General features: G+C 43.1%; 19 protein-coding genes. 9 read left to right on the forward strand and 10 right to left on the reverse strand.

Going from position 1 to position 22,766, the window contains the following annotated elements:
• Window positions 1-405: 405 nt before the first annotated feature.
• Entirely contained in the window at window positions 406-1,215 is an 810-nt protein-coding gene (pssA, locus tag AC27HD_RS07275; protein WP_487104729.1) for a CDP-diacylglycerol--serine O-phosphatidyltransferase, read from the reverse strand.
• A 222-nt stretch (window positions 1,216-1,437) separates the two neighbouring features.
• Here pssA and xdp1 (AC27HD_RS07280) point away from each other — a divergent pair, with 222 nt between their 5' ends.
• From xdp1 (AC27HD_RS07280) to prsT, 3 genes are all read left to right on the forward strand, one after another.
• Window positions 1,438-2,328: an exosortase-dependent surface protein XDP1 gene (gene xdp1 / locus AC27HD_RS07280; protein ID WP_487104731.1), complete on the forward strand. Its 891-nt coding sequence runs from the start codon at window positions 1,438-1,440 to the stop codon at window positions 2,326-2,328.
• A gap of 166 nt (window positions 2,329-2,494) precedes the next feature.
• On the forward strand, window positions 2,495-3,334 hold the full coding sequence (gene xdp1 / locus AC27HD_RS07285) for an exosortase-dependent surface protein XDP1 (RefSeq protein ID WP_487104732.1): 840 nt from the start codon (window positions 2,495-2,497) through the stop codon (window positions 3,332-3,334).
• A 102-nt stretch (window positions 3,335-3,436) separates the two neighbouring features.
• Window positions 3,437-6,250 (forward strand): XrtA/PEP-CTERM system TPR-repeat protein PrsT, encoded by a 2,814-nt coding sequence (prsT, locus tag AC27HD_RS07290; RefSeq protein WP_487104734.1) that lies wholly within the window; start codon window positions 3,437-3,439, stop codon window positions 6,248-6,250.
• A 135-nt stretch (window positions 6,251-6,385) separates the two neighbouring features.
• Here the strand turns inward: prsT and dld are convergent, their stop codons facing one another.
• The 4 genes from dld to rluD all read right to left on the reverse strand — a co-directional run bounded on the left by dld (window position 6,386) and on the right by rluD (window position 12,776).
• Window positions 6,386-8,074 (reverse strand): D-lactate dehydrogenase, encoded by a 1,689-nt coding sequence (dld, locus tag AC27HD_RS07295; RefSeq protein WP_487105538.1) that lies wholly within the window; start codon window positions 8,072-8,074, stop codon window positions 6,386-6,388.
• Between the two features lie 190 nt (window positions 8,075-8,264).
• A complete protein-coding gene (gene clpB, locus AC27HD_RS07300) occupies window positions 8,265-10,841 on the reverse strand; it encodes an ATP-dependent chaperone ClpB (RefSeq protein ID WP_487104736.1) in 2,577 nt (858 codons plus the stop codon).
• 110 nt (window positions 10,842-10,951) lie between these two features.
• Window positions 10,952-11,788 carry a peptidoglycan editing factor PgeF gene (gene pgeF, locus AC27HD_RS07305; RefSeq protein ID WP_487104738.1) on the reverse strand — a complete coding sequence of 279 codons (837 nt, stop codon included), beginning with the start codon at window positions 11,786-11,788 and terminating at the stop codon, window positions 10,952-10,954.
• 4 nt (window positions 11,789-11,792) lie between these two features.
• Window positions 11,793-12,776, reverse strand: a complete 984-nt coding sequence (gene rluD / locus AC27HD_RS07310; protein WP_487104739.1) for a 23S rRNA pseudouridine(1911/1915/1917) synthase RluD — start codon at window positions 12,774-12,776, stop codon at window positions 11,793-11,795.
• Between the two features lie 185 nt (window positions 12,777-12,961).
• On the opposite strand from rluD, the gene AC27HD_RS07315 reads away from it, so the two are divergent.
• Window positions 12,962-13,729: an outer membrane protein assembly factor BamD gene (locus tag AC27HD_RS07315; RefSeq protein ID WP_032096939.1), complete on the forward strand. Its 768-nt coding sequence runs from the start codon at window positions 12,962-12,964 to the stop codon at window positions 13,727-13,729.
• A gap of 84 nt (window positions 13,730-13,813) precedes the next feature.
• Here the strand turns inward: AC27HD_RS07315 and AC27HD_RS07320 are convergent, their stop codons facing one another.
• From AC27HD_RS07320 to AC27HD_RS07330, 3 genes are all read right to left on the reverse strand, one after another.
• The gene (locus AC27HD_RS07320; protein WP_487104741.1) at window positions 13,814-14,512 is read right to left on the reverse strand and encodes a ChrR family anti-sigma-E factor; all 699 of its coding nucleotides are present in this window, start codon (window positions 14,510-14,512) and stop codon (window positions 13,814-13,816) included.
• Complete coding sequence (locus AC27HD_RS07325; RefSeq protein WP_032096937.1) at window positions 14,505-15,116, reverse strand: sigma-70 family RNA polymerase sigma factor; 612 nt, start codon at window positions 15,114-15,116, stop codon at window positions 14,505-14,507. Before AC27HD_RS07325 ends, AC27HD_RS07320 begins: the two co-directional genes overlap by 8 nt.
• A gap of 126 nt (window positions 15,117-15,242) precedes the next feature.
• A complete protein-coding gene (locus AC27HD_RS07330; protein WP_032096936.1) occupies window positions 15,243-15,818 on the reverse strand; it encodes an LON peptidase substrate-binding domain-containing protein in 576 nt (191 codons plus the stop codon).
• Between the two features lie 364 nt (window positions 15,819-16,182).
• On the opposite strand from AC27HD_RS07330, the gene AC27HD_RS07335 reads away from it, so the two are divergent.
• From AC27HD_RS07335 to AC27HD_RS07355, 5 genes are read left to right on the forward strand one after another with little or no spacing between them, the layout of a single operon-like run.
• A complete protein-coding gene (locus tag AC27HD_RS07335; protein ID WP_487104743.1) occupies window positions 16,183-16,614 on the forward strand; it encodes a nuclear transport factor 2 family protein in 432 nt (143 codons plus the stop codon).
• Window positions 16,611-17,330, forward strand: a complete 720-nt coding sequence (locus AC27HD_RS07340; protein WP_487104745.1) for an SDR family NAD(P)-dependent oxidoreductase — start codon at window positions 16,611-16,613, stop codon at window positions 17,328-17,330. The genes AC27HD_RS07335 and AC27HD_RS07340 overlap by 4 nt, the downstream gene beginning before the upstream one ends.
• Before the next feature lie 22 nt (window positions 17,331-17,352).
• On the forward strand, window positions 17,353-18,618 hold the full coding sequence (locus AC27HD_RS07345; protein WP_487104747.1) for an NAD(P)/FAD-dependent oxidoreductase: 1,266 nt from the start codon (window positions 17,353-17,355) through the stop codon (window positions 18,616-18,618).
• 5 nt (window positions 18,619-18,623) lie between these two features.
• Window positions 18,624-19,370 (forward strand): DUF1365 domain-containing protein, encoded by a 747-nt coding sequence (locus AC27HD_RS07350; RefSeq protein WP_487104749.1) that lies wholly within the window; start codon window positions 18,624-18,626, stop codon window positions 19,368-19,370.
• A gap of 3 nt (window positions 19,371-19,373) precedes the next feature.
• Complete coding sequence (locus AC27HD_RS07355) at window positions 19,374-20,633, forward strand: class I SAM-dependent methyltransferase (RefSeq protein WP_487104750.1); 1,260 nt, start codon at window positions 19,374-19,376, stop codon at window positions 20,631-20,633.
• 263 nt (window positions 20,634-20,896) lie between these two features.
• Here AC27HD_RS07355 and AC27HD_RS07360 read toward each other — a convergent pair whose 3' ends face one another.
• Together AC27HD_RS07360 and pomA are read right to left on the reverse strand one after the other, a co-directional pair.
• A complete protein-coding gene (locus AC27HD_RS07360; protein WP_163105033.1) occupies window positions 20,897-21,826 on the reverse strand; it encodes a flagellar motor protein MotB in 930 nt (309 codons plus the stop codon).
• Window positions 21,826-22,587, reverse strand: a complete 762-nt coding sequence (pomA, locus tag AC27HD_RS07365) for a flagellar motor protein PomA (protein ID WP_032096930.1) — start codon at window positions 22,585-22,587, stop codon at window positions 21,826-21,828. Before pomA ends, AC27HD_RS07360 begins: the two co-directional genes overlap by 1 nt.
• Window positions 22,588-22,766 lie beyond the last annotated feature (179 nt).

The raw sequence follows: 22,766 nt of genomic DNA on the forward strand, positions 1-22,766 counted from the left end.
TGCTGCAACCTCACCGTAAGCCGTTGCTTCTTGGTGACTCACTCCGTTTGAGTGAGGTGCGCATTATACGCTGGAAGTTTTTGCTGTCAACACTTTTTGAAATTTTATTTTCTGAAATGTTACTTCGAAACTCCCGCCTTTACTGGCCTTAGAGGTTAGTAGAGACTTGCTTCTCTTGCTAAGAGCTGGGTAAGTCGTTTTGCTTTTCCCCCGAAGCGGATGCGCATTTTACTTATCTCTAGCCCGCCGTCAATAGCCTTCTTAAAATACAAAGCAAAAAAGCGACCAAGTGGTCGCTTTTTAATCTTTTTGTCTATTTATTGTCAATAACGATAACCGTTCATCTGTGTTTAACACAAACCGTGTCGTTTTCACGGCTTTCACTGCGCCTAACACATCTCCCGTCTATGTAACCTTATCGTCATCGTTAGACTGAGTATTCGTATTGCTAGACTCATTTTTAAAGTCGGCATCTTCTTCATGGTCTCCAACAACATCATCCAAGGTAACTTTATCTACCGTTCTAAATGTATTGATTGGACCAGCGAGCGCATAAAGCGCAAACACTATAAAGAGAACCAACGCTGGCTCTGTTGCCACAACAACAAATATAAGCAGCACTAACAATAATGCAACGAAAGGTACTTTGCCGTGCCAATTCACTTCTTTGAACGAGTTATATTTAAAGTTACTCACCATTAATAACCCAGCCAGACCGGTAACGGCTGCAACAACAAGACCATAGTCTGTACCGACCACGTCGTATTCAACACCAACCCATACCAAGCCCGATACTACCGCAGCCGCTGCTGGACTTGCTAAGCCTTGGAAAAACCGTTTATCTGCAATACCCACCTGCGTATTAAATCGCGCTAGTCTTAAGGCAGCACCAGCGACATAGACAAATGCGGCAAGCCAACCTAGTTTTCCTAATTCAGTTAACCCCCAATTGTAAGCAACTAATGCTGGCGCCATACCGAATGACACCATATCAGCCATAGAGTCATATTCGGCTCCAAAATCGCTTTGCGTGTTTGTCATTCTTGCTACTCGGCCATCTAAACCGTCAAATATCATGGCAATAAAGATAGCGACCGCTGCAGCCTCGAATCGACCATTCATTGATGAAACAACCGCAAAGAAGCCCGAAAACAGACCCGCAGTAGTTAGTAAATTGGGAAGTAAGTATATCCCTTTACGCTTTTGTTCAGACATAGGTCCTCATAATTTAGCTTACTTATTTGTTAATTATTTCATATATATCACGCCGCGCATAGGAATAGAGAAATCGCAGGCGATTAAATTGCAGATAACAGAGTATGCGAACGCATACCGAACAATCATCTTGATACATCTACCATTACCGAACCATGTTGAAGTTCCTCGCGCAAAGCGCAGAGAGAACTTGTCCCTCTCAATTTATATAGGAAAATTGAAATGCGGTTAAGTTCGATAATAAAGATGTCTATCCTCACGACCGGCCTGCTGGCAATAAATGCTGCAATGGCAGGAAATCACAACAACAAAAACTATTCACATTGCAATATGACGTCAAAAGAGGCTTCAAGTGAATGTAATTCTCCTCTAGGTGAGAATGTTTACAATTTAGTGGATCACGGTATGGTTGAAAGTACTGATGCGTCCTCGTCTAAAATTTCCATTGGCGGAGTTAATATCGCTATTAGTGGATGGTCTGATACCTATGGATATAACGATGACATTGTTGTAGGTGCAGATAGCTATAAAATTTCTAATTACTATGGATATGGTGTAACGAATAGCGACTGGGAATCGTCAAGAAACTCTCCAGATCACGCAATCGACAATATCAATACGAAAAACGGAAATTGGCAAGATTTTGACTTTATTCTGTTTTCATTCGACGAAGCGGTATCACTTACGGGAGCAAGTTATTCTTGGGTGTACAATCAAAATGATTCACAAGTATCAGTTGCTGCTCTCGACAATATAGATACATTATCTTCTGGGTCGAACACTTGGGGCGATATTGTCAGCAACGCTGTTTCGTCATCGTATGACATTATAAAATATGATACTACCGACTCACATTTCAAATACACGTCAGAATTTGGGTTAAGTGCCTCCGCTAAGTATTGGCTAGTCGGTGCTTACAACACAGTGTTTGGAGATATTGGCGGTAACTCTTACGATGATGCGTTTAAGCTCACCGGCGTAGGCTTTTCTGTTAATGACTCCCCTTCCACTACTGAAACCACAGCCGTAAGTGAACCCAGTGCAGCGGGACTGCTCTTAGGATCAGGATTGCTTGTTATGTGGCGTAGAAAACGCAAGGCATCCCGCATTTAGACTTTAGGATGAAGCTGGCAGGTCCGACTTGTCAGTTTTTTTTACGCAATATTTCCTAAAATTAATTAAAGCTAATATATTCAGCAATATACGCCCTGGCACAGAATATGCTTATCAATGCATAGTAGTATAAAAATTTTGCTCCACCATCAGGGTAGTTTCATCAATGAATAAATTGAATTCAGTATTAATAGCAGGGATTCTGCTAAGCTCTCCAACACTTGTGTCAGCCACAGACTCACACATCGAAGAATATCGCTACGACATGATAGGTCAGGGTGTACACAGATCGATTGACGCGAACTCAAGTTCGATTCAAGTTAATGGCTCAGACATATTTGTCTCCTATTCAACCTGGGCAGATACCAATTGGTCTGATGATGATGGTGACGACAGAGTGATTCAGCAAAACGGGCTTGATTACTCAGGGGCGGACTTTGGTTACGCGATGAGGAACAAAGACCACGGTAATGGTTTGGACGACTGGCATACAATTGATAACAATCAAAGCGACATAAAGTTTGACTTTGATATGGTCCTTTTCTCTTTTAGTGAAAATGTGACTCTTACAGACACATCGTTCAAATACTTAACGGGTGCAGGAAACGAAAACCAACTTACTGTCGTCGGTTTCGATAGCGCAGATATCTTTAAAGGCACTAGTTCGAAACAGACAACTTGGACGGACATTGCGAGTTCAGATGCAATCACGTCTGTGTTCCATACTAAAATATCATCAAGTACAAATGGTAAAGGAAATTACTCGGTAACCTACCCTACTACGTTCACTGAAGCCAAATATTGGTTGGTGGGTGCGTATAACACTTTCTTTGACCCGACAACAAGCGAAACTGATATATCTGGTTCTGGGTTTAAATTATCTGCACTTGAATTTTCTGTAGATAACACTCCTACTACCACAACAGACGTTAGCGAACCAGGTGCTCTTGCATTAATGAGCTTAGGTCTTGGTTTAGTGCTTTACAGACGCAAACGTCGCGCTTAATTGTTTTAAAACAGTTAAAAAACACGTATCTTTAAAAGGTGGCTTAGGCCACCTTTTTTTATGCTATTTTTATGCTTGAGTAAGGCAAACCCAAAGGTAACTATGAACTTGTTTAATAATAAAAAGCGCTTTGTTAAACGCGCTCTCTTCTCTGTCATCGCCACCTCTTTTTTAACAGTGAACGGTTTTGCCACAACATCAGAAGATTACGAAAAGGCGTTAACTGCGTTCAATCAAAGTGAATATGACGAAGCCTATATACATCTTAAAAATAGCCTACAAAAAGACCCTGAAAATTTAGCCGCTAAAATTCTGATGGGAGAAATCCTACTTATTAATGGTTACCTTACCGCTGCAGAAATAGAGTTTGTTGAAGCATTAGAGATGGGGGCCGATATCAATTTAGTCGCTGAGCCCCTAGGAAATACCTGGCTGTTTTTGAACAAATACCAAGATATCGTCGATTTTAGCGAACTTGACAAGCTCTCTGGTGACTCTGAACAAGAATGGCTGCTTATTCGCGCCACGGCTTGCATTCGTTTAGAGGATGAAGCTTGTGCGCTTAAAGATTACAACGCATTGTTATCTCGCGTCCCCAACTTTGTGCCTGCGATAAACGGTTTAGCCTCCATTGCTCTACAAAACGAAGATTTAACGAAGGCGTCGACGCTTATCAACAGAGCGATGAATGCAGAGCCAGAGAATGCGATAACGTGGCGATTGAAAGGCCAACTCGCTTATCGTCAGGGCGACAAGGATGCGGCAACTGCACACTTACAGAAAGCATTAACCTTTAATCGAGACGATCCAATTGCTTTGCGTAATCTTGTAGATCTTTATTTAGAAGCTAAAGACTACGACACCGCTAAACTGTTTGTTGACGAGATTATCGAAGATACACCGAATGATCCTCTTGCTATTTTGCTCAATAGCTGGCTGCAAAGCAGAGACAATAAGCAAGCAATAGACAATGAAAAGCTAAAAGAGCTCAATGAGTTTATGGCGCAGTTAGACCCAGACCTTATTACCTCACAGCCAATGCTGCTGTATATCAGTGGGCTGACTAACTTTTTCAATAACAATATGGAAACCGCAGCTAAGGATTTCACCACTTACCTGCAAAAAGAACCTGACGATCTGCAAGCAGTGTTGATGCTAAGTCAGGTTTATATGGCCACGCAGCAGGATAAGCAAGCGCTACTACTTCTTGAACGCCATCAGGAAGCGCTTATGGAAGACCCCGATTCAGCGCTTATGCTTGGCAATCTATTTATTAGCCAAAACAAAGCGTTTAAAGCAGAACGTTTACTGCAAAACTTAGAATATAAATACCCTAACGAAGGCAAGTTACAGCTTTTCAAAATTAAGCTGATGGCCGCAAGGGGCAAACGAGAAGAAGCGCTTTCTATATTAGAAGACAATCTACCCGCGTACCGTGACAACGCGGGCTTCTTATTTACCTACTCACTAATGAACTTACAAGCCGAAAAATTCGAGAAAGCTCTTAGTGGCGCAGAACTCCTTGGTACCCTATTTCCGGATGAAGCGGAAGTGTATAACTTGAAGGCCGGCATTTTAATCCGTCAGGGACTTCTGGAAGAAGCAAAAACCAATATTGAAAAAGCGCTGGAACAAAACCCCACGTTATTCCCAGCGAAATTCAATTTAGCCGCCACGCAGAGTAGATTAGGCAATGTCGAGCAGTCTAATGAGCTTATCGAAGAGCTATTGACGCTATCCCCTCAGCACAATGAAACATTGATGCTAAAGGCATTTAACCTGTCAAAAGAAGGTGAGTTAGATAACGCTAAACAAATTTATCTCGATATTCTTACGCTATCACCATCAAACATGGCGGCAAGAGAACGAGTTTCATCTTTATATCAGCAACAAGGCGACACCAAAAGTGCGCTGTATCATTTAGATCTTCTGCTAAAAGACGACTTTGATAACGCTGACTACCTTCTTCGCAAGGCAGCCTTACAAATACAAACCAACGAGCGAGCTGATGCAGAGAAAACACTAAGTATTGTCCGCAACTTTATCAACGACGATGCCGGTAAGTTAATCACTTACATGGAGCAGGTTCGAGCCATAGGTAATAACGAGGCAGCAGAGGCTGCTATGGCAAGAGCCTATGAAATTGCCAATAGCAATACATTTGTGACCCTACGCTACGCCAGTTTATTGTTAGATTTGCAAAGCAATGATAAAGCAAAACGATTACTTGCCAATATTTCGAAGGAACAGCAACAGAGTCCGGTCTATCATTTCTTAACGGGTAGGCTTAATGCTAACCTGGGCAAAAGCGAGTCCGCAGTTAACGCCTATAAGCGCGCATTAGCAATTGATCCAAGTTTTGCCCAAGCGTTTATCGCTATTTATAACTATGCTCTTAACGAACAGTTTGTCGAAGTTTTTCTAAACACGGCCCGTAAAATGGTCGAAGAAAACACTAACAATCTACTAGCCAAAAATTTACTAGCGCAGTATCTGTTTTTTATTCGTGATTTTGAGGAGTCAACGGCTCTCTATGAAGAACTCGTCAAAGAGCCTAACCTTTTAAACCCAGCTGAAGCTTACAATCGATTAGCGATAATGAGTATAGAAGCGTCGCTGGTGACCGCGAGAAACTATGCGCAAAAAGCCTATGAACTACAACCAAACTCAGCAAGCATTTTAAATACCTACGGCCATATAAAAGCACTGCGGGGTGATTATGAACAAAGCTTACAAATGTTGCGAGACGCTTTTGCTAGAGACGCAAAGGATCCAAACATTCGCTATCACCTTGGGTTTACCCTTGCCAAGTTAGGTCGTATTGATGAAGCGAAAAAGGAGTTGGAATATGCGGTAAATGTAGAGCGCCCATTTTTCATGCGCCCTAAAGCCAAGGCACTGTTAGAGAGCTTATAATAGAACGCTGATTACGCGCTTTTCAGCTCTCGCTTTAGCGCTTTGGCTTGTCTTGGCTTGGCTTGGCTTGGCTTGGCTTGGCTTAACAAATTTCTATTAAGAGCTACCTGATTCAATACAAACATATAACAAACACTACCCGCAACATGCGCAGTTACGGGCGTGTTTTTCCATTTTGCCAATCCCCGGGTTAAACGTATTGGTGGGGTCTAATTCTTGATAAAAGCGTTGTAATGTAGCCTCTGCACCATATAGATGCCCTACATTATGCTCAGCTGGGTACTTTGCTCCGCGATTATCGAGCAGCGCTAGCATGTCAGCCTTAACCTGCTGAGCATCGGCCCCCTTTTTCAGTACATAGTCTTGGTGGAAGACATGGCAAAAAAAGTGACCGTAGTATAAGGCTTTATCGATATGCCGACTTATATGCTCAGGTAAGCTTTCTAGCCAGTTTTCATCGTTGCGCCTAAGTGCAATATCAAGGGCTAATACTTCTCCTACGTTATCTTCGTTAAGAGTTTGATAACGCATGGCTGCGCCTGCAGCAGCAAATCGCAACAAGAAAGCTTTCGACGCTTCCTCTTTATTGCAAATAATAAATGCGCCTTCTCTCTTCTCTGTATCGAAAAGATTACCTAAGTACCGCTTCGCTTCCTCTATTCCTTGATTACTCATTTTAAGAATAAGATGGTGTTCGTACTGGTCTCGAAATTGGGTTAAAGAATTAGGTAAAAACTGAGGAAAAAGACCACCCGCCAGCTGCATTGCTTTGTCGGTTAAAAGGTTAGGAAACACTGTTGAACGACGAAGCAACGCATCAATGCGGCCTTTAGCGGCAAATAATTTGGGAAGTGCTGCTGTACCTAAGTGATGAATACACAGGCAGGTGTCTTTTCCATACTTTTCTGCAATGTTGAACATGTCCCTATGCAAATACTCCCCCACTTCGGGAAGTTGCGAGAACTGAGCTAACATGTCCCGTCTGATTTGCGTTAACACCGACGGATCATTAGTGCCAATATAGAAGGTTTGCTCTTCTTGAGGTACTTCAAAAGTATCAACAACAACAGCGAAAATGGCTATTTTGCCAGCGCAGCCGCTGGCCTCGAATAAACGAGATGGGTCTGCGTTAAAGCGGCTAGGCGTATCGGCGTGAGTATTTCGTACTATCTCTTCATAATCACTGGCCGATGCTTTTTTATCAGTCCGTATTTTATCTTTCGCAAAATTGCCCGATGAAAGGTTTGCAATTATGTCTTCTGGCGTGTCACCCAATTCAATGCCCAGATGATTGACCAGCCCCAGTTTGCCATTGTTATCTACATGGGCGTAAAGCGATAGCTCAGTATACGCAGGACCGCGCTTAACCAGTGCACCGCCTGAATTATTGGCTATTCCCCCAACTATTGAGGCTCCTAAACATGAAGAGCCAATGACAGAGTGTGGCGCCCGCCCCAATGGTGCTAATTTCTTTTCAAGCTTGTGTAGAGTCGCACCAGGAAAGCTGATGGCTTGCTGACCATTATTAATGAGAACGATATCGTTCATCGCTAATGTGTTGATGACGACTACAGGTCTATCGTAATCACTGCCACTTGGCGTAGACCCTTCGGTAAGCCCCGTGTTTGCCGCTTGCATGATAATAATGCACTTTTCGGCTACGCAAATTGTAAGGGCTTCCCAATATTCCATAAGCGTTTTAGGGAAAAGAACAGCGATAGCATCACCGCCGCCTGAACGCCAGCCCGTCCTGTAGTGCTCGGTAACTTTACTGTTTACAGACACGCTGTCATCACCTAACGCACCTTGAAACTGTTCAATAATACTGTTTATTTTCACTGCCGCTCTTTTTTCACTTTCATTGTTTATGAATTCCTATACTACCGCCTCAGCACAAAGATGCCCATTAAATACAGACACAAAAAAGCGGGTGTTTAACCAACACCCGCTCGTTGTTTACCGCGCTAGCTTAGCTGTTTTTTTTAAAGCATTAACTCAATAAAAATTCGGCTACCTATTCATTCACAATAAACAATTTCTCATCGTTGGCATCTATCTTAACCGTAGACTCTGGCTCTAACTCTCCTGAAAGCAATTGCTGCGCTAACGGGTTTTCTATTTGAATTTGAATCGCCCGTTTAAGCGGCCTTGCCCCAAAGATAGGGTCGAAACCTGCTTCGGCTAGCTTGTCCATTGCGCGGCCAGTAAGGGTGAGCTTATACCCTTTCTCTGCAAGCCTCGCTCTTAATGATGCAAGCTGTATTTTTGCAATCGCCTTTATCTGCTCTTTGCCCAAGGGATGAAATACAACAATGTCATCAACACGGTTTATAAACTCAGGGCGGAAGTGCTGGCCCACCACATTCATCACCATCGACTTCATTTCATCGTACTGGCTTTCATCGTGCTTATCTTGAATGACGTCTGAACCAAGATTAGACGTCATGATCACTACGGTATTTTTAAAATCTACCGTGCGACCTTGGCCATCTGTTAGTCGACCATCATCAAGCACTTGAAGCAGAATATTAAATACATCAGGATGAGCTTTCTCCACCTCATCTAAAAGTATGACTGAATAAGGCTTACGGCGAACGGCTTCGGTTAAATAACCTCCTTCTTCATAGCCAACATAACCAGGAGGTGCACCGACTAAGCGTGAAACCGAGTGCTTTTCCATAAATTCAGACATATCTATTCTGATCATGGCGTCTTCGGTATCGAACATAAAACCGGCCAGCGTTTTACATAATTCAGTTTTACCTACGCCCGTAGGCCCTAGAAACAAAAAGGAACCAATTGGTCTATCGGGGTCTGCTAATCCTGCTCGAGAGCGACGAATCGCATTAGATACGGAGTGCACTGCTTCTTCTTGGCCTACCACTCGTTTGTGCAGTACATCTTCCATGCGCAATAACTTATCTCGCTCACCTTCTAACATTTTAGATACTGGGATGCCGGTCCATCGAGACAATACATCTGCAATTTCGTTGTCTGTTACCTTGTTCTTAACAAGCTTGGTTTCACGGGTTTCATTTTCAGCGGCGTGCTCTAATTTAGCTTCAAGCTCTGGAATTCGCCCATATTGAAGCTCAGACATACGATTGAGATCGGATGCTCGACGAGCTATCTCTAAATCTAATTTAGCTTGCTCGAGCTCAGACTTTATTGTCTGCGTGCCCTGCATGGCATCTTTTTCATCAAGCCATACTTTTTCGAAAGCCGCATATTTAGTTTCCGCCTGCTCACGTTCAAGCTCTATCATTTCTAAGCGCTTATGACTGGCATCGTCCGTCTCTTTTGCTAACGCTTGCTCTTCTAGCTTTAATTGAATTATACGACGCTCAAGCCTGTCCATATCTTCAGGCTTAGAATCTATTTGAAGTCGAATACTTGATGCGGCTTCGTCAATTAAATCGATGGCTTTATCAGGTAGCTGTCTGTCGCTTATATAACGATGAGACAAACTTGCAGCCGCTACGATAGCAGGGTCGGTAATATCAACAGAGTGATGGAGCTCGTAACGCTCTTTAAGGCCACGCAATATAGCAATCGTGTCTTCAACACTTGGCTCTTCCACTAATACCTTTTGGAATCTGCGCTCTAATGCTGCATCTTTTTCTATGTATTGACGATACTCATTGAGAGTGGTCGCTCCCACACAATGAAGTTCCCCGCGAGCGAGCGCTGGTTTAAGCATGTTACCTGCATCCATGGCGCCATCGCCTTTACCGGCTCCAACCATGGTGTGAAGCTCGTCAATAAAGAGAATGACTCGTCCTTCTTCCTTCGACAGTTCATTAAGAACCGCTTTTAAACGTTCTTCAAATTCACCGCGGTATTTAGCGCCAGCAATTAATGCTCCCATGTCTAAAGACAGAACTCGCTTATTCTTAAGCCCTTCGGGAACTTCGCCGTTAATTATTCGCTGTGCAAGGCCTTCGACAATTGCCGTTTTACCCACACCTGGCTCACCAATTAATACCGGATTATTCTTTGTACGACGCTGCAACACTTGAACAGTGCGGCGAATTTCATCGTCTCTGCCGATGACTGGGTCAAGTTTGCCCTGCTCCGCTCGTTCGGTAAGGTCGGTAGTAAATTTTTCTAATGCCTGGCGCACATCTTCAGCATTGGGGTCGGTAACTGTTTGACCGCCGCGCATATCATCAATTGCTGCCTCTACGATATCTTTGGTCACGTTAAGGCTTCTTAAAATTTCACCGAGTCGACCTTTATCGTCTATGGCGGCAACAACAAAAATCTCAGAAGTGATGTAGTCGTCTTTGCGCTGCTGTGCAATCTTGTCACACATATTCAGTAAGATAACGCTGTCTTTGCCTAACTGGACTTCACCGCCAATACCCTCAATGCGAGGAAGCCTTTCTATCGCCTGGCTTAACGCAGAACGCAGTGCGTTAACGTTAATTTTTGCTTGGTCAAGCAATGGTCGCACTGAACCGCCCTGCTGATTGAGCATGGCCGTCATTAGGTGGACAGGTTCGATATATTGATGGTCTCGACCCAATGCGAGTGATTGAGCATCGGATATAGCGAGCTGAAATTTACTGGTAAATCTGTCTAATCTCATAACCTCAACCTTAAAATGAATATTTCTTTATAGTCTATTTATGGGAGCTTATGAATGACGATTCAAGTAAGTAATGACAAAGATGATGAAAAACTTGATTGAGCGCAAAGTTAACGCAGGCCAATAACACTCACAATTCGACCTGTAGCCTGGTAATTGCTGTGCGTGGCTTTTCGATGGGAGTAAAACAAGTCGCTGCGGCAATAGGTACAATAATGACTTTGCTCAACGTGTTTAATACCAAGGTGTGTTAACTGCTGATTTGCTATGTGAGGTAGGTCTAACAGATACTTACCCGCTTGTTTTTTTGGCGTTACGCAGTTTTTGTAATAAGAAAATTTGTTGGCCAGCGTTTCGTTAACCTCGTAACACTGTCCACAAATGGCAGGGCCAATCCACGCTATGAGTTGCGACGGGTCAGTAGAAAAGTGCGTTACAGCATTAGCAATAATAGTGGCTTCCAGTCCCTTCCATCCGGCATGGATAGCTGCAACTTCCCTTCCTCTATTATCGCTTATCAATACCGGTACGCAGTCTGCTGTCATCACCGCACAAAATTGCGCCGAACGTGAAGAGAATGAGGCATCAGCTTCAACAGATAGCGTGGGCAAAGTGGCAACGGTGTTGCCATGTACTTGCTCTAACCATGTTATCTTATCGCTATGTGGCAAGCGCGCGCGATTCTCGCGAACGCTGATAATGTCATCGCCCACATGCGCCCCAACGTTGAGCCCCAGATAGTCACTTGTGCCCGAATTTTCTTGAGCAGTTTTAGCCTGAGCACTTTTACTCTGAGTAGCTTTACCTTGAGAAGATTTACCTTTACCTACTTGGGCGCTGCTATCTACTAGAGATTTATTGCTAACACCGCCACATCGAGTGGATGTATAGGCCACTACATTATCGGGAAAGCACTCTGGAATTATGAAACGCTCAGCGGATGACATGTGGCTAAATCATGTCTTCCGGATTGTCTTTTGTATCCTGTCTAACCGCTTCTAATAGCGACTGCATGTCGTTGGGCAACGGTGCTTTGAACGTCATCCATTCTTCACTTTCAGGGTGGAAAAACGAAAGTTGTGCCGCGTGAAGAGCCTGTCGCTGAAAACCTCTCAATGCATCGATAAAGCTTTCAGATGCGCCTTTAGGTAACCGAGGGCGTCCACCATAAGTTTGATCGCCTAGCAAAGGATGCTTCAAATGCGCCATATGTACACGAATTTGATGAGTTCTACCTGTTTCAAGCTTTAAGCGGATGTGCGTGTACGCTCGAAACTTTTCAATCACTCTAAAGTGAGTAATTGCGGGTTTACCATCTTCTCTTACGGCCATGTGCGTGCGCTTGGTTGCATGACGACCGATAGGTTCATCCACTACACCACCAGCAACCATGGTACCCATTGCAATTGCTTCGTATTCCCTACTCATCTCTCGACGCTGAAGCTGGTCGACTAAATGGGTTTGCGCTGGTACGGTCTTCGCAATAACCATCAGGCCCGTAGTGTCCTTATCAAGGCGATGAACAATACCTGCACGAGGAACGCGATCGATGTCGGGCACGTGGTTAAGCAGCGCGTTAAGCACGGTACCGCTTGGATTTCCGGCCCCCGGATGAACGACTAAGTCCGCAGGTTTATTTATCACCAAAATATGCTCATCTTCAAAAACGATGTTCAGAGCGATATCTTGAGCGACACTTGTTACCTGAACATCCATTTCTGCGCGAACGGTAATAACTTCGTCTATTTGCATTTTATGGCGTGGAACCGTGATAACCTCGCCATTTACTGCAACGTTGCCATCCTGAATCCAAGTTTTTAACTTTGAACGTGAATATTCAGGGAACAAATCGGCCAAAGCCTGATCTAAACGTAAACCAAAATGGGCGGCTTGTGTTGAAGCCTCTAATTGAATTGTGTTTGGCACTTGCGTCATGACACCTAACATTGCGTGTAAAAAGGGTATTATAACAAGTATTCACCCTGTACACTGCGTTGTTTGCGAATTTGTATGGTTTTTCTCATCGTTAGTACGTTAGAATGCGGGCAACGTGTTGTTGTTTAACACATGAGCGTAGACAGCGAAGTATTAAAACTGTTTAGCAGGAATATAGAATTATTATGAAATCATTTCGTCTTTTAGCGCCAGTTTTCCTAGGCGCTATGGTGACCTTAACGGGTTGCAGCTCTTCAGAATCTGAAGAGGAAAAAATTGTACTTGCAAACATGGGTGCACAACAACTTTACGACAGAGCTTCTGAAAGCATGGAAGTGGGCAATTTTAGCGCCGCTGCCCAAACGCTTAGCGCACTAGATTCTCGCTATCCTTTTGGCCCATTGTCTCACCAGGTTCAACTCGATCTTATCTACAGTTATTACAAGTCGGGTAAAATTGACGAAACATTGGCGACAGTTGACCGCTTTATTCGCCTTAACCCTAATCATTCAGATGTAGATTATGCGTACTATATGCGCGGGTTAACGAATATGGAATCAGACAGCAATCTTTTTCAAGAACTGCTGACAATTGACCGCTCGGATAGAGACCCATCAAAATCTCGTCAAGCATTTGAAGATTTCAGACGGCTAATTGAACAATACCCGAACAGCAAATACGCTCCTGATGCTAAAAAGCGCATGCTGCACATTAAAGACAGACTAGCCAGATATGAAATTGCTATTGCTCGTTTCTACATGCGCCGCCAGGCTTACGTAGCAGCAGCGAATCGCGGTAGGTATGTCATTGAACACTTTCCTGATACAACTCAGGTGAAGGACGCCCTTGAGATAATGGTGTCGAGTTACGAACAACTTGGATTGGATGACTTGCGTTTAAACGCTATGAAGACGTTGAAACTGAACTTCCCAGAAAGCGACTTTATCAGCTGATAAGGTTGCTGCTAACATCCACTAGCTCAAAGCAAAAAAAACGCACCATCGGTGCGTTTTTTATTTGTTGGAGCTTTTTCTAGCCTATCTGAAGAACAGATGACTGAACGGGTTGAGCAATCGAGCTAAACCTGACGTGAAGTGTAATGGCTGATCCACAATACTGAAAACCAAACACCCTTCCTTCGTATCCGACTTAGGGGTGTGGGTCTTATTACCATCCATAAAAATGAAATCGCCAGTATCGTAATTAGCTAAACCATCACTAAATTCACCGTCGATAACCAACGTATACTCAGTACCTCTGTGGGTATGCTCAGGAACACTTCCGCCACTGCCCATAAAGATAAAGTTCGCCACACCTTGATTACCTAAATCAACAGGTGCTTGCCAAAGCTTTCCGACCAAACTGGACCAATTGCCCGTTTTGTCGATATAGCGATGCAGTGTACGTGGTAATTTAAAGGTACGACCATCTAGCTCAATCGTTACCGACCTCTCTTTGAAGCTGCTCGTCTCTTTTGGTGTTCTAGCATCAGACTCTATTGACGACGGTGCCTGCGTTATTTGAGACAACATATCGCCGAACTGAGCGGACTCGTCAAAACTTTCTTCTATTTCTAACACCATGTCAGCCGCTAGGCTTTCAGTTTCGCTTTCAATTCGCATTTGACACTGCTCACACATGTCACAGTGTGCAGACACCAATAGCGATACAGCTGGCGTAAGACTGCCCTCAACGAATTCTGTAATCTGTTGAGGACTTGGGTGAAACTTAATCATTGTCGTTCAGCATACCTTTTAAACGTTGAAGTGCTAGTCGAGTTCTCGACTTCACTGTACCTAATGGAATAGATAGTTCATTTGCAACTTCTTGCTGAGATTTGCCATCTATATAGATAGCTTCAATTACTGCTTTTTGTTTAACCGGTAACGCTTCAAACATATACCCAATTTGCTCGAGCGTAACTTGCTCGTCAAGGGGAGCTTCGTTTAAATCTGCAGTTTGTTCACACAATACTGGCCACAAGTCATCAGAGCATACGTCTTCTTTTCTGTTTTGTAGCTTGCGCAGCATATCGAAACGTATGTTTCGTGCAATTGTGAATATCCATGTAGATGGCGACCCCTTTTCAGCATTAAAAAGGTGGGCTTTTTGCCACACATTAGACATTGTGTCTTGCACTAGCTCCATCGCTAAGGCCTCATTACCCATTTGTTTTAATGCGTAAGAGCGAAGGCGAGGTGCAAAATAATTAAAAACTCGAGAAAATGAGCGTTTACAGCGAGCGTCAGCAACCGCTACAAGGTATTCAGACATTTCGGTAGCACATTCTTTTGGTTTGATTGTGCTATTGCTTTGTTCCAATGGAATTCCAACTAACATAATATTCGTCCGCTTTTCCGTTTTGGTTGCATCATACTACGGCTTTTTGACTTAAAACGTTCGGAGAAATCGCACTTTTCGCGTTACGATTTTGTAATGAAGCTGTCATGTTGTTCAAATGACGCATTAACCTATTAATGTAGACAGATACTTTAGCAAGTTAGTGCATTCTCGTTGTTCGAGAAAATGCTGCTTTTGCGAACCGTCTACCGGTAATAGTTCTAGCCATCTATTTAATACCCAGTTCGGACTATCAAATTTCGGCTCATCGTATAACGATGCTAACTCTTCATAATTCCCGAATATTTCTTTAAGTCGCTCGTCCATAGGCGCTATTTGTTGAGTTGATAGGTCACAGTTCCATGAATCGATGGGATTACACACCCCCGTTCTCAATTCATCATGCTCGACAGCAATGTCTTCGACCTCAACTAGATGAGAACCAGCAACCTTTATGCCAAGCAAGCCATCGTCAAGCATATCAAAGTCGACCACCGTGGCGTACGTACCTATTTTATGTATATGTTCATTCGCCGACTTATCGCCGTTGGCATTTAACATACACATAACAAACCCTTTGTTTTCGGCGCATGCCTCTTTAACCATGCGCACATATCTGGGCTCAAAAATTCGTAACGCCATTCTACCCTCTGGTAACAGATGGGCAGACAATGGGAATAAGGGAAAACGATTATTACTCATACACCACACTTCCAAGAATACATAAAGAGTTACGGTAGTGGGTATGAATTGGATCCATATGAGAAATATTTTCACACTGTCTTTTTTACTCTTGATCTAATCTCTAGCAGAAGCGGTAATGTTGATAAGTTCATCGACTTTTACATTAGAAAGAGTTAATTAAATTCAAGAGCTTGTGTCATCTTTTGTAACGAGTCATTCTTTATAATAAGAAAACACACGAACACAGTAGCGCTGAACCTTGCGCACTAATAGCACACTAACACTGGTACACGGGCTGTATAAGATAAGTCATATATTGATTTATTTGATCAGAACCTATTACCTGAGAAGTAGACATGCCAAGGCGTGCAGAGGATTTAGTATGGAAGTCATTCAACGATTTTGTAAAATTTACACAGATATTTGTAAAATATCCACCGAGGATCTTAATGAGATTTATTCACAAAATATCGTATTCATTGATCCTATCACCACCCACCGAGGTCTTGATGCGGTGAAGTCATATTTCAGTAATCTTCTTGAGCAAGCCGAGACCTGTAAGTTCGATATCGCTAACATACTAGAATGTGCGCCCTCAAAGTGTAACGTTACACATATTGCAAATTGGACAATGACCTTAACCTTAAAAGGAAGCGATAAGGTTATTACTTTAGATGGAACCACTCAACTAGGAGTGAAAGACGACATCATTGTTTATCACAAGGATTATTACGATTTGGGCGAAATGGTCTATGAACACGTACCTTTATTAGGTTTCGTGATTAAGAAGATAAAAGGAAGGCTGGCCAAATGACAACATTGCTAATTACCGGAGCAACATCGGGGATCGGAAAAGCACTTGCTGAACATGCAGCTCAAAAGGGTTACGAAGTAATTGCGTGCGGCAGAAATGAAGAAGCGCTCAATGAGTTAGCACGCCATGAGAACATCACTTCATGTCAATTTGACGTGTCATCACTTGATGATACTAAAAATGCGCTAAAAGACATTCAGTTTGATATCGCAGTGTTAAATGCGGGTACCTGTGAGTATGTCGATATAGATCAATTTGAATCCGATATGTTTCGCAGAGTATTCGAACCTAATTTTTTCGGTGTAGTTAACTGCGTGGATGCCTTCATCCATAACCTGAAGGCAGGTAAGACCTTAGTGATTGTAGATAGTATGGCTAGATTGCTTCCCTTTACTCGTTCACAAGCCTATGGCGCGAGTAAAGCAGCATTGCACTATTTTACGAAAAGTCTTGAAGTAGACTTGCACGACAGGGGCGTCAAAGTACAAGCTGTGTCGCCTGGTTTTGTAGAAACGCCGTTAACAGAAAAGAATGATTTTGATATGCCAATGAAAATAACGGCTCAAGAAGCGGCCGAAAGTATGTTGAAAGGGATTGAAAGCGATAAACGTACGATCTTTTTTCCGAGAATGTTTGGCTATATATTAAGGTTCATGAATGTATTACCATCAGGTCTGCAAAAGCGATTGTCCCTATCCATGCGCAACGACAAATAAGTAGTTTAAGAGAAATATAATAATGACAAGAAAAGTAGCAATCGTGGGTACAGGTATCGCAGGTTTAACATGTGCTCACCTTTTAAATAAGAAAAACGACATCACTGTTTATGAAGCAAATGATTACATTGGCGGCCACACAGCAACAAAAGCTATTGTGGATGAAGGTGAAACCCACAACATCGATACCGGCTTTATTGTTTTCAATGATTGGACATACCCTAACTTTATTAAACTGATGACCACCCTTGGCGTAAAGTGTCAGCCAACTGAAATGAGCTTTTCTGTTACCAGCAAAAAAGCCAACCTTGAATATAATGGCAACACAATTAATAGTCTTTTCGCGCAGCGGAGAAATATTCTTCGCCCTAAATTCTGGCGCATCGTTCGCGATATTCTCAAGTTCAATAAAGCCTGTAAGTCAATGGTGGCCGAAAAGAGAGATACCTCTGCCCTTACGCTACAAGACATTATTGACGAGTTAGGGTTAAGCGATGATTTCGCTCGTTATTATATTTTGCCAATGTGCGCCGCTATTTGGTCGAGCAGCCTTGAGCAAACGCGCCGCTTTCCCCTTACCTTTTTCCTGCAGTTTTTTAATAACCACGGTCTCCTCAACATTACCGACAGACCACAGTGGTACACCATCGTTGGTGGTTCTAGTCAGTATATTGCGCCGTTAATCGCTCCTTTTGAATCGAAGATAAAGTTGTCTTGTGGTGTCAACAAAGTGACTAAAGACGGCGAGCTATGGTCCGTTACCGATGCAAAAGGTGGCGTGGCACATTTCGACGACGTGGTATTTGCCTGTCACAGCGACCAAGCATTAGCCATGCTGGATAATGCAACGGCCTCACACAAAGATATTTTGGGCAATATACCGTACGGCGAGAATGACGTGGTTATGCACAAAGATATTGGGCAATTGCCAAAGCGTAAATTAGCATGGGCTAGCTGGAATTATCGTCTTAAAGAAGACGCAACAGAAGAAATGCGCCCCGCGTCTGTCACTTATGACATGAATATTCTTCAGCGCCTAACTGCAAAAAACACCTATTCAGTCACGCTGAATAACACGAGTGAAATAGATAGAAGCAAAATTCTTGGCGAGTATCGATACTCTCATCCTCAATACAGCGCTGACATGGTTAATGCACAACAGCGCCGTTCTGAAATTTGTGGCGTTGATAATTTACATTTTTGTGGTGCATATTGGTACAACGGCTTTCATGAAGACGGTGTAGTGAGCGCCTTAGACGTATGTAAGCGTTTCGGTGAGACACTGTGACGGCAATGCATATAGAAAGTGCAATATACAAAGGCAGTGTTTATCACGAACGCTTTAAGCCAACGAAGCACAAATTTGTTTACGACATTTATTTATTTTGGTTGAAACTAGACGAGTCAGAACTCAACGCGTTATCAGAGAATTTAACACATTTTTCAATTCGCAAGTGGGCGAGAGCACGGTTTAAACGCAGTGATTACTTAAGCGATGATGGGAAACCTTTAAAAGACGCAGTGCTTGAAAAGATGACATCGTTAAACGGCGACATCGCGTTAGATGGCGACGTATTTATGTTGGGACAATTGCGCATGTGGGGGCTGTACTTTAGCCCTGTGAATTTTTACTATCTCAGGCAAAGTGACGGCTCGTTTAGCCACATGCTTGCGGAAGTCAGCAATACACCGTGGAATGAAAGGCACTATTACTTAGTCGATTTATCGACACAAGAAGATACGCCTAAAGCCTTCCATGTGTCTCCATTTAACCCAATGGACATGACGTATAAATGGCGCATAACGCAACCTTCAGATAAGCTATCATTGGTGATGGATTGCGTTAGAGCAGACAAAGAATTCTGTGCGGGAATAAATTTAAACAAATTTACTTTAGATAATGCGAATCTAACTAAAGTAATGAGACGTATACCTAGTATGACAATGAAAACTGTATTGGGAATATATTGGCAAGCACTTATGCTATTTATAAAAAAGACGCCTTTATATACACACCCAGAAAAGAGTCAGGAAAAATAAAAAATGTCTTTTGGTGAATCTGTATTACTCTCTACATCAGAGGTTTCGTTTGTAGACAAAACCTGTAGAACGCTGTTTCTTAAATGTTTGAAGCACCTCCCCCTTGGTAACCTTACTATTCAAGAAAATGGCGACACTATTGCAACGTTTGGCAACGAGCAGGATGAATTATCGGCCGTTGTTAATATTAAAGACGTAAAAGCTTATCGAAGCCTTTTGCTTGGTGGCAGTGTTGGTGCCGGCGAAGCCTACATGGATGGTCATTGGGACAGTAACGACGTGACCGCTGTGGTGCAGGTGTTCGCACGTAACCTGCCCACACTCGATGAGTGGGAGAATAAGTTTAAGTGGCTTACAATGCCCGTGATGAAGTTACAGCACTTTGCACGCCGCAACACCACTAGCCAAGCCAAAAAGAATATTGAAGCCCACTACGACCTGGGCAACAAACTCTATACCCGCTTTCTCGATGGTACAATGATGTACTCATCAGCAGTTTATCCAGACCCAAACGCCTCGTTAAACGAAGCACAGAATCATAAGCTTAAAACCATATGCGACAAGCTTAAGCTCAATGAAAATGACCATCTTTTAGAGATTGGCACAGGCTGGGGTGGATTGGCAGTATATGCAGCGAAGCATTATGGCTGTAAAGTCACCACGACCACAATATCTGAAGAGCAATATGCGTGGGCAGAAGACTGGATTGCGCGAGAACAACTGCAAGATAAAGTGACGCTTCTCAAAAAAGACTACCGATTATTAGAAGGTAAGTACGACAAACTTGTTTCGATTGAAATGATAGAAGCAGTGGGTCGTTCGTTTTTGGGTAATTTCTTCGAAAAGTGCTCGTCCCTGCTTAAAGAAAACGGTCTTATGCTTTTACAGTCAATTACCATTGATGATAGACGCTATGAGAGCTATTCAAAGAGCGTAGACTTCATTCAGAAATACATTTTCCCAGGTGGCTTTTTACCTTCTCAGTATCAACTTAATGCCCATCTTAAAAAGCATTCAGACATGATGATCAGAGACTTGCACGATATCGGTATCGATTATGCAAAAACACTAAATCACTGGTACGAAGCATTTATCGCTGCAAAAGATGACTTGCTTCAAGACGGATATGATGAACGTTTTGTTCGCATGTGGACCTACTATCTCAAGTATTGCGAAGGTGGCTTTTTGGAGAGAACTATTAGTACGGTACAGCTTGTTATTTCCAAGCCTCAATACAGAGACTTATTGGCCCGCGGAAATTAATTAGAATAAGAGTGAGGCCAAATTTACAGGCCTGGCAAACAAAAAACGACGCAATTGCGTCGTTTTTTTCTGTCTTTTTCTCAACGAATTTTTTTCTGACTTTTACCATCTGGCTTTTATCAACTGACCTTTATCAACTGGCGTTTATCGATTGAACAATCAAACGATGAGTGTCGGTTTTATTTGGCAGTCTTAATTGAAAGGCTTAAATGAAAGACTCAATTAAAAAGCTTATTTGAGAGCCTTATCTGACATCAGTCACCCTAATCATCGATGACGGAAATAGGTTTTGAAATCATAGGCTCGCCTTGGTTTATATTAATCTCAACCCGTCTATTTCTTGCCCTATCGGATGCTGATGTGGCATTTTCCACAATAGGATTGGTATCGGCCATCCCTACTACCGACATGCGGCTTTCGTCGAAGCCAGGTGCAGTTCGCATGGCCTCAGCAACAGCAACGGCTCGCTGAGCAGACAAGTCCCAGTTCGAGCGGTACAGCTCGTTTGCGATATGTTGCCCGTCACTGTGGCCGGATATGGCTATCTCACCTGGTACATCTGCCAGCAGTGTTCCGATTTTACGAATAACAGGCTGAAACTGTGGCTGTAAGAACGCAGAGCCCGCTGAAAACGAACCGTTTTCACGTATGCGAATGGTAAGCTGTTGACCTAACGACTCCATCTCAATTGAGCCATCGAGAATTTGTTTTTGAAGCTGCTGGGCCACTTTTTTCATTAACTCAGCCGTCTGAGACTCCTCTGAGCTTTGCGATGCGGAGGAGGACGAGTCTGTTGCAGTTTGCTGCGCTTGGCCGCCTCGTTGTTCGCCGCGTTGTTTCTGCCTGCCCCCAGCAGAGTCTTCATCACCTGCTTGAAACTCCAGCATCTGCTGCGTCATTTCAATGGTTTGCTGTTGAATGGTTTCAATTGGCGTAGGATCTGGCTTTCCCGGTCTAAACTCCATCGCAATAACGCTGGTGCCTTTTGGAATATCTTTCACTTCTATCTTGTTTTGCACACCAAACGCAAAACTCATAGAGCCTGCTATTTGCTTAAACTTAAGAACATCCATTTCTGAAAATGAAAGAAGCAGTACAAAGAAGCACATCAGCAACGACATTAAATCGGCAAATGTCCCCATCCACGCTGGGAGGCCTTCGGGTGGGCACTTAGGACATTCTTCTTCAGCCATTACTCTTCCTCACCTGTACTGCGCTTGCTCGCCGCTAGGTAATTTTTCAAGATGCCATCGATAACGCGAGGGTTTTGACCATCGGCTATACCTACAATTCCGTCTAGAATAAGGCTTTGATTCAGTTTTTCTTCAAGTGCCCGGTTAGATAATTTAACCGCGATAGGCAAGCATATAATGTTAGCAAAGAAGGCGCCGTAGAGAGTGGTAAGTAGTGCAACCGCCATGGCCGGGCCGATAGATTTAGGGTCGTCCATGTTAGAGAGCATGGCCACCAAGCCTATAAGCGTTCCTATCATTCCCATTGCTGGCGCAACGTCGCCCATACCTTTAAAGATAGTTGCCCCAAACTCATGTCGGTCGGTTGTCATCTTAATGTCTTTTGACAGCGTTTCTCTTACTACCTCAATGTCGTGACCGTCAACGAGCATGTCGACGCCTTTTTGCATAAATTCGTTACTTATTTCTGCTTCTTCTAGGGCTAAGAAACCACCTTTGCGGGCTGCATCAGCCATTTCTACAATTTTCTCGATAAGCTCTTCTGGCGTATCGATTTTAAACATAAAGGCTTTACCAGCCACTTTACCTGCACCAAAGAATTGGCCCAACGTGAACTGAGATAAAACAACAAACAAGCTTCCACCGAATACGATAAGAAGTGAAGGCACGTTGATAAACATACTCATGGTACCGCCCATCAACATCGCCATTACGATAAAGCCGATGGCTCCCAACATGCCTATTACGGTTGCTAAATCCACTCACTCTTCCTCTTAAATATGCAGCTAGTACTAGTGATATACTCTGATTCTATCGGCAAAGTATAGAAAATCTATAACAACATTGTTGAAAAATATCACAAATATCTCCTGTCTTTTACGCAATAGTAAATATTTAATGACTTTGTTGATAGCGATAACTATCTAGGTCGCTAATAGTA

It is taken from the genome of Alteromonas sp. 4NS20-0143 (assembly GCF_057542855.1).

Coding starts and splice junctions, on each gene's coding strand:
- xdp1 (WP_487104732.1), top strand. CDS start 2,495: ATGAATAAATTGAATTCAGTATTAATAGCAGGGATTCTGCTAAGCTCT.
- pssA (WP_487104729.1), bottom strand. CDS start 1,215: ATGTCTGAACAAAAGCGTAAAGGGATATACTTACTTCCCAATTTACTA.
- AC27HD_RS07345 (WP_487104747.1), top strand. CDS start 17,353: ATGACAAGAAAAGTAGCAATCGTGGGTACAGGTATCGCAGGTTTAACA.
- rluD (WP_487104739.1), bottom strand. CDS start 12,776: ATGACGCAAGTGCCAAACACAATTCAATTAGAGGCTTCAACACAAGCC.
- AC27HD_RS07360 (WP_163105033.1), bottom strand. CDS start 21,826: ATGGCTGAAGAAGAATGTCCTAAGTGCCCACCCGAAGGCCTCCCAGCG.
- clpB (WP_487104736.1), bottom strand. CDS start 10,841: ATGAGATTAGACAGATTTACCAGTAAATTTCAGCTCGCTATATCCGAT.
- AC27HD_RS07330 (WP_032096936.1), bottom strand. CDS start 15,818: ATGAGTAATAATCGTTTTCCCTTATTCCCATTGTCTGCCCATCTGTTA.
- xdp1 (WP_487104731.1), top strand. CDS start 1,438: ATGCGGTTAAGTTCGATAATAAAGATGTCTATCCTCACGACCGGCCTG.
- AC27HD_RS07335 (WP_487104743.1), top strand. CDS start 16,183: ATGGAAGTCATTCAACGATTTTGTAAAATTTACACAGATATTTGTAAA.
- pgeF (WP_487104738.1), bottom strand. CDS start 11,788: ATGTCATCCGCTGAGCGTTTCATAATTCCAGAGTGCTTTCCCGATAAT.
- AC27HD_RS07340 (WP_487104745.1), top strand. CDS start 16,611: ATGACAACATTGCTAATTACCGGAGCAACATCGGGGATCGGAAAAGCA.
- AC27HD_RS07325 (WP_032096937.1), bottom strand. CDS start 15,116: ATGTTAGTTGGAATTCCATTGGAACAAAGCAATAGCACAATCAAACCA.
- AC27HD_RS07355 (WP_487104750.1), top strand. CDS start 19,374: ATGTCTTTTGGTGAATCTGTATTACTCTCTACATCAGAGGTTTCGTTT.
- AC27HD_RS07320 (WP_487104741.1), bottom strand. CDS start 14,512: ATGATTAAGTTTCACCCAAGTCCTCAACAGATTACAGAATTCGTTGAG.
- AC27HD_RS07350 (WP_487104749.1), top strand. CDS start 18,624: ATGCATATAGAAAGTGCAATATACAAAGGCAGTGTTTATCACGAACGC.
- AC27HD_RS07315 (WP_032096939.1), top strand. CDS start 12,962: ATGAAATCATTTCGTCTTTTAGCGCCAGTTTTCCTAGGCGCTATGGTG.
- prsT (WP_487104734.1), top strand. CDS start 3,437: ATGAACTTGTTTAATAATAAAAAGCGCTTTGTTAAACGCGCTCTCTTC.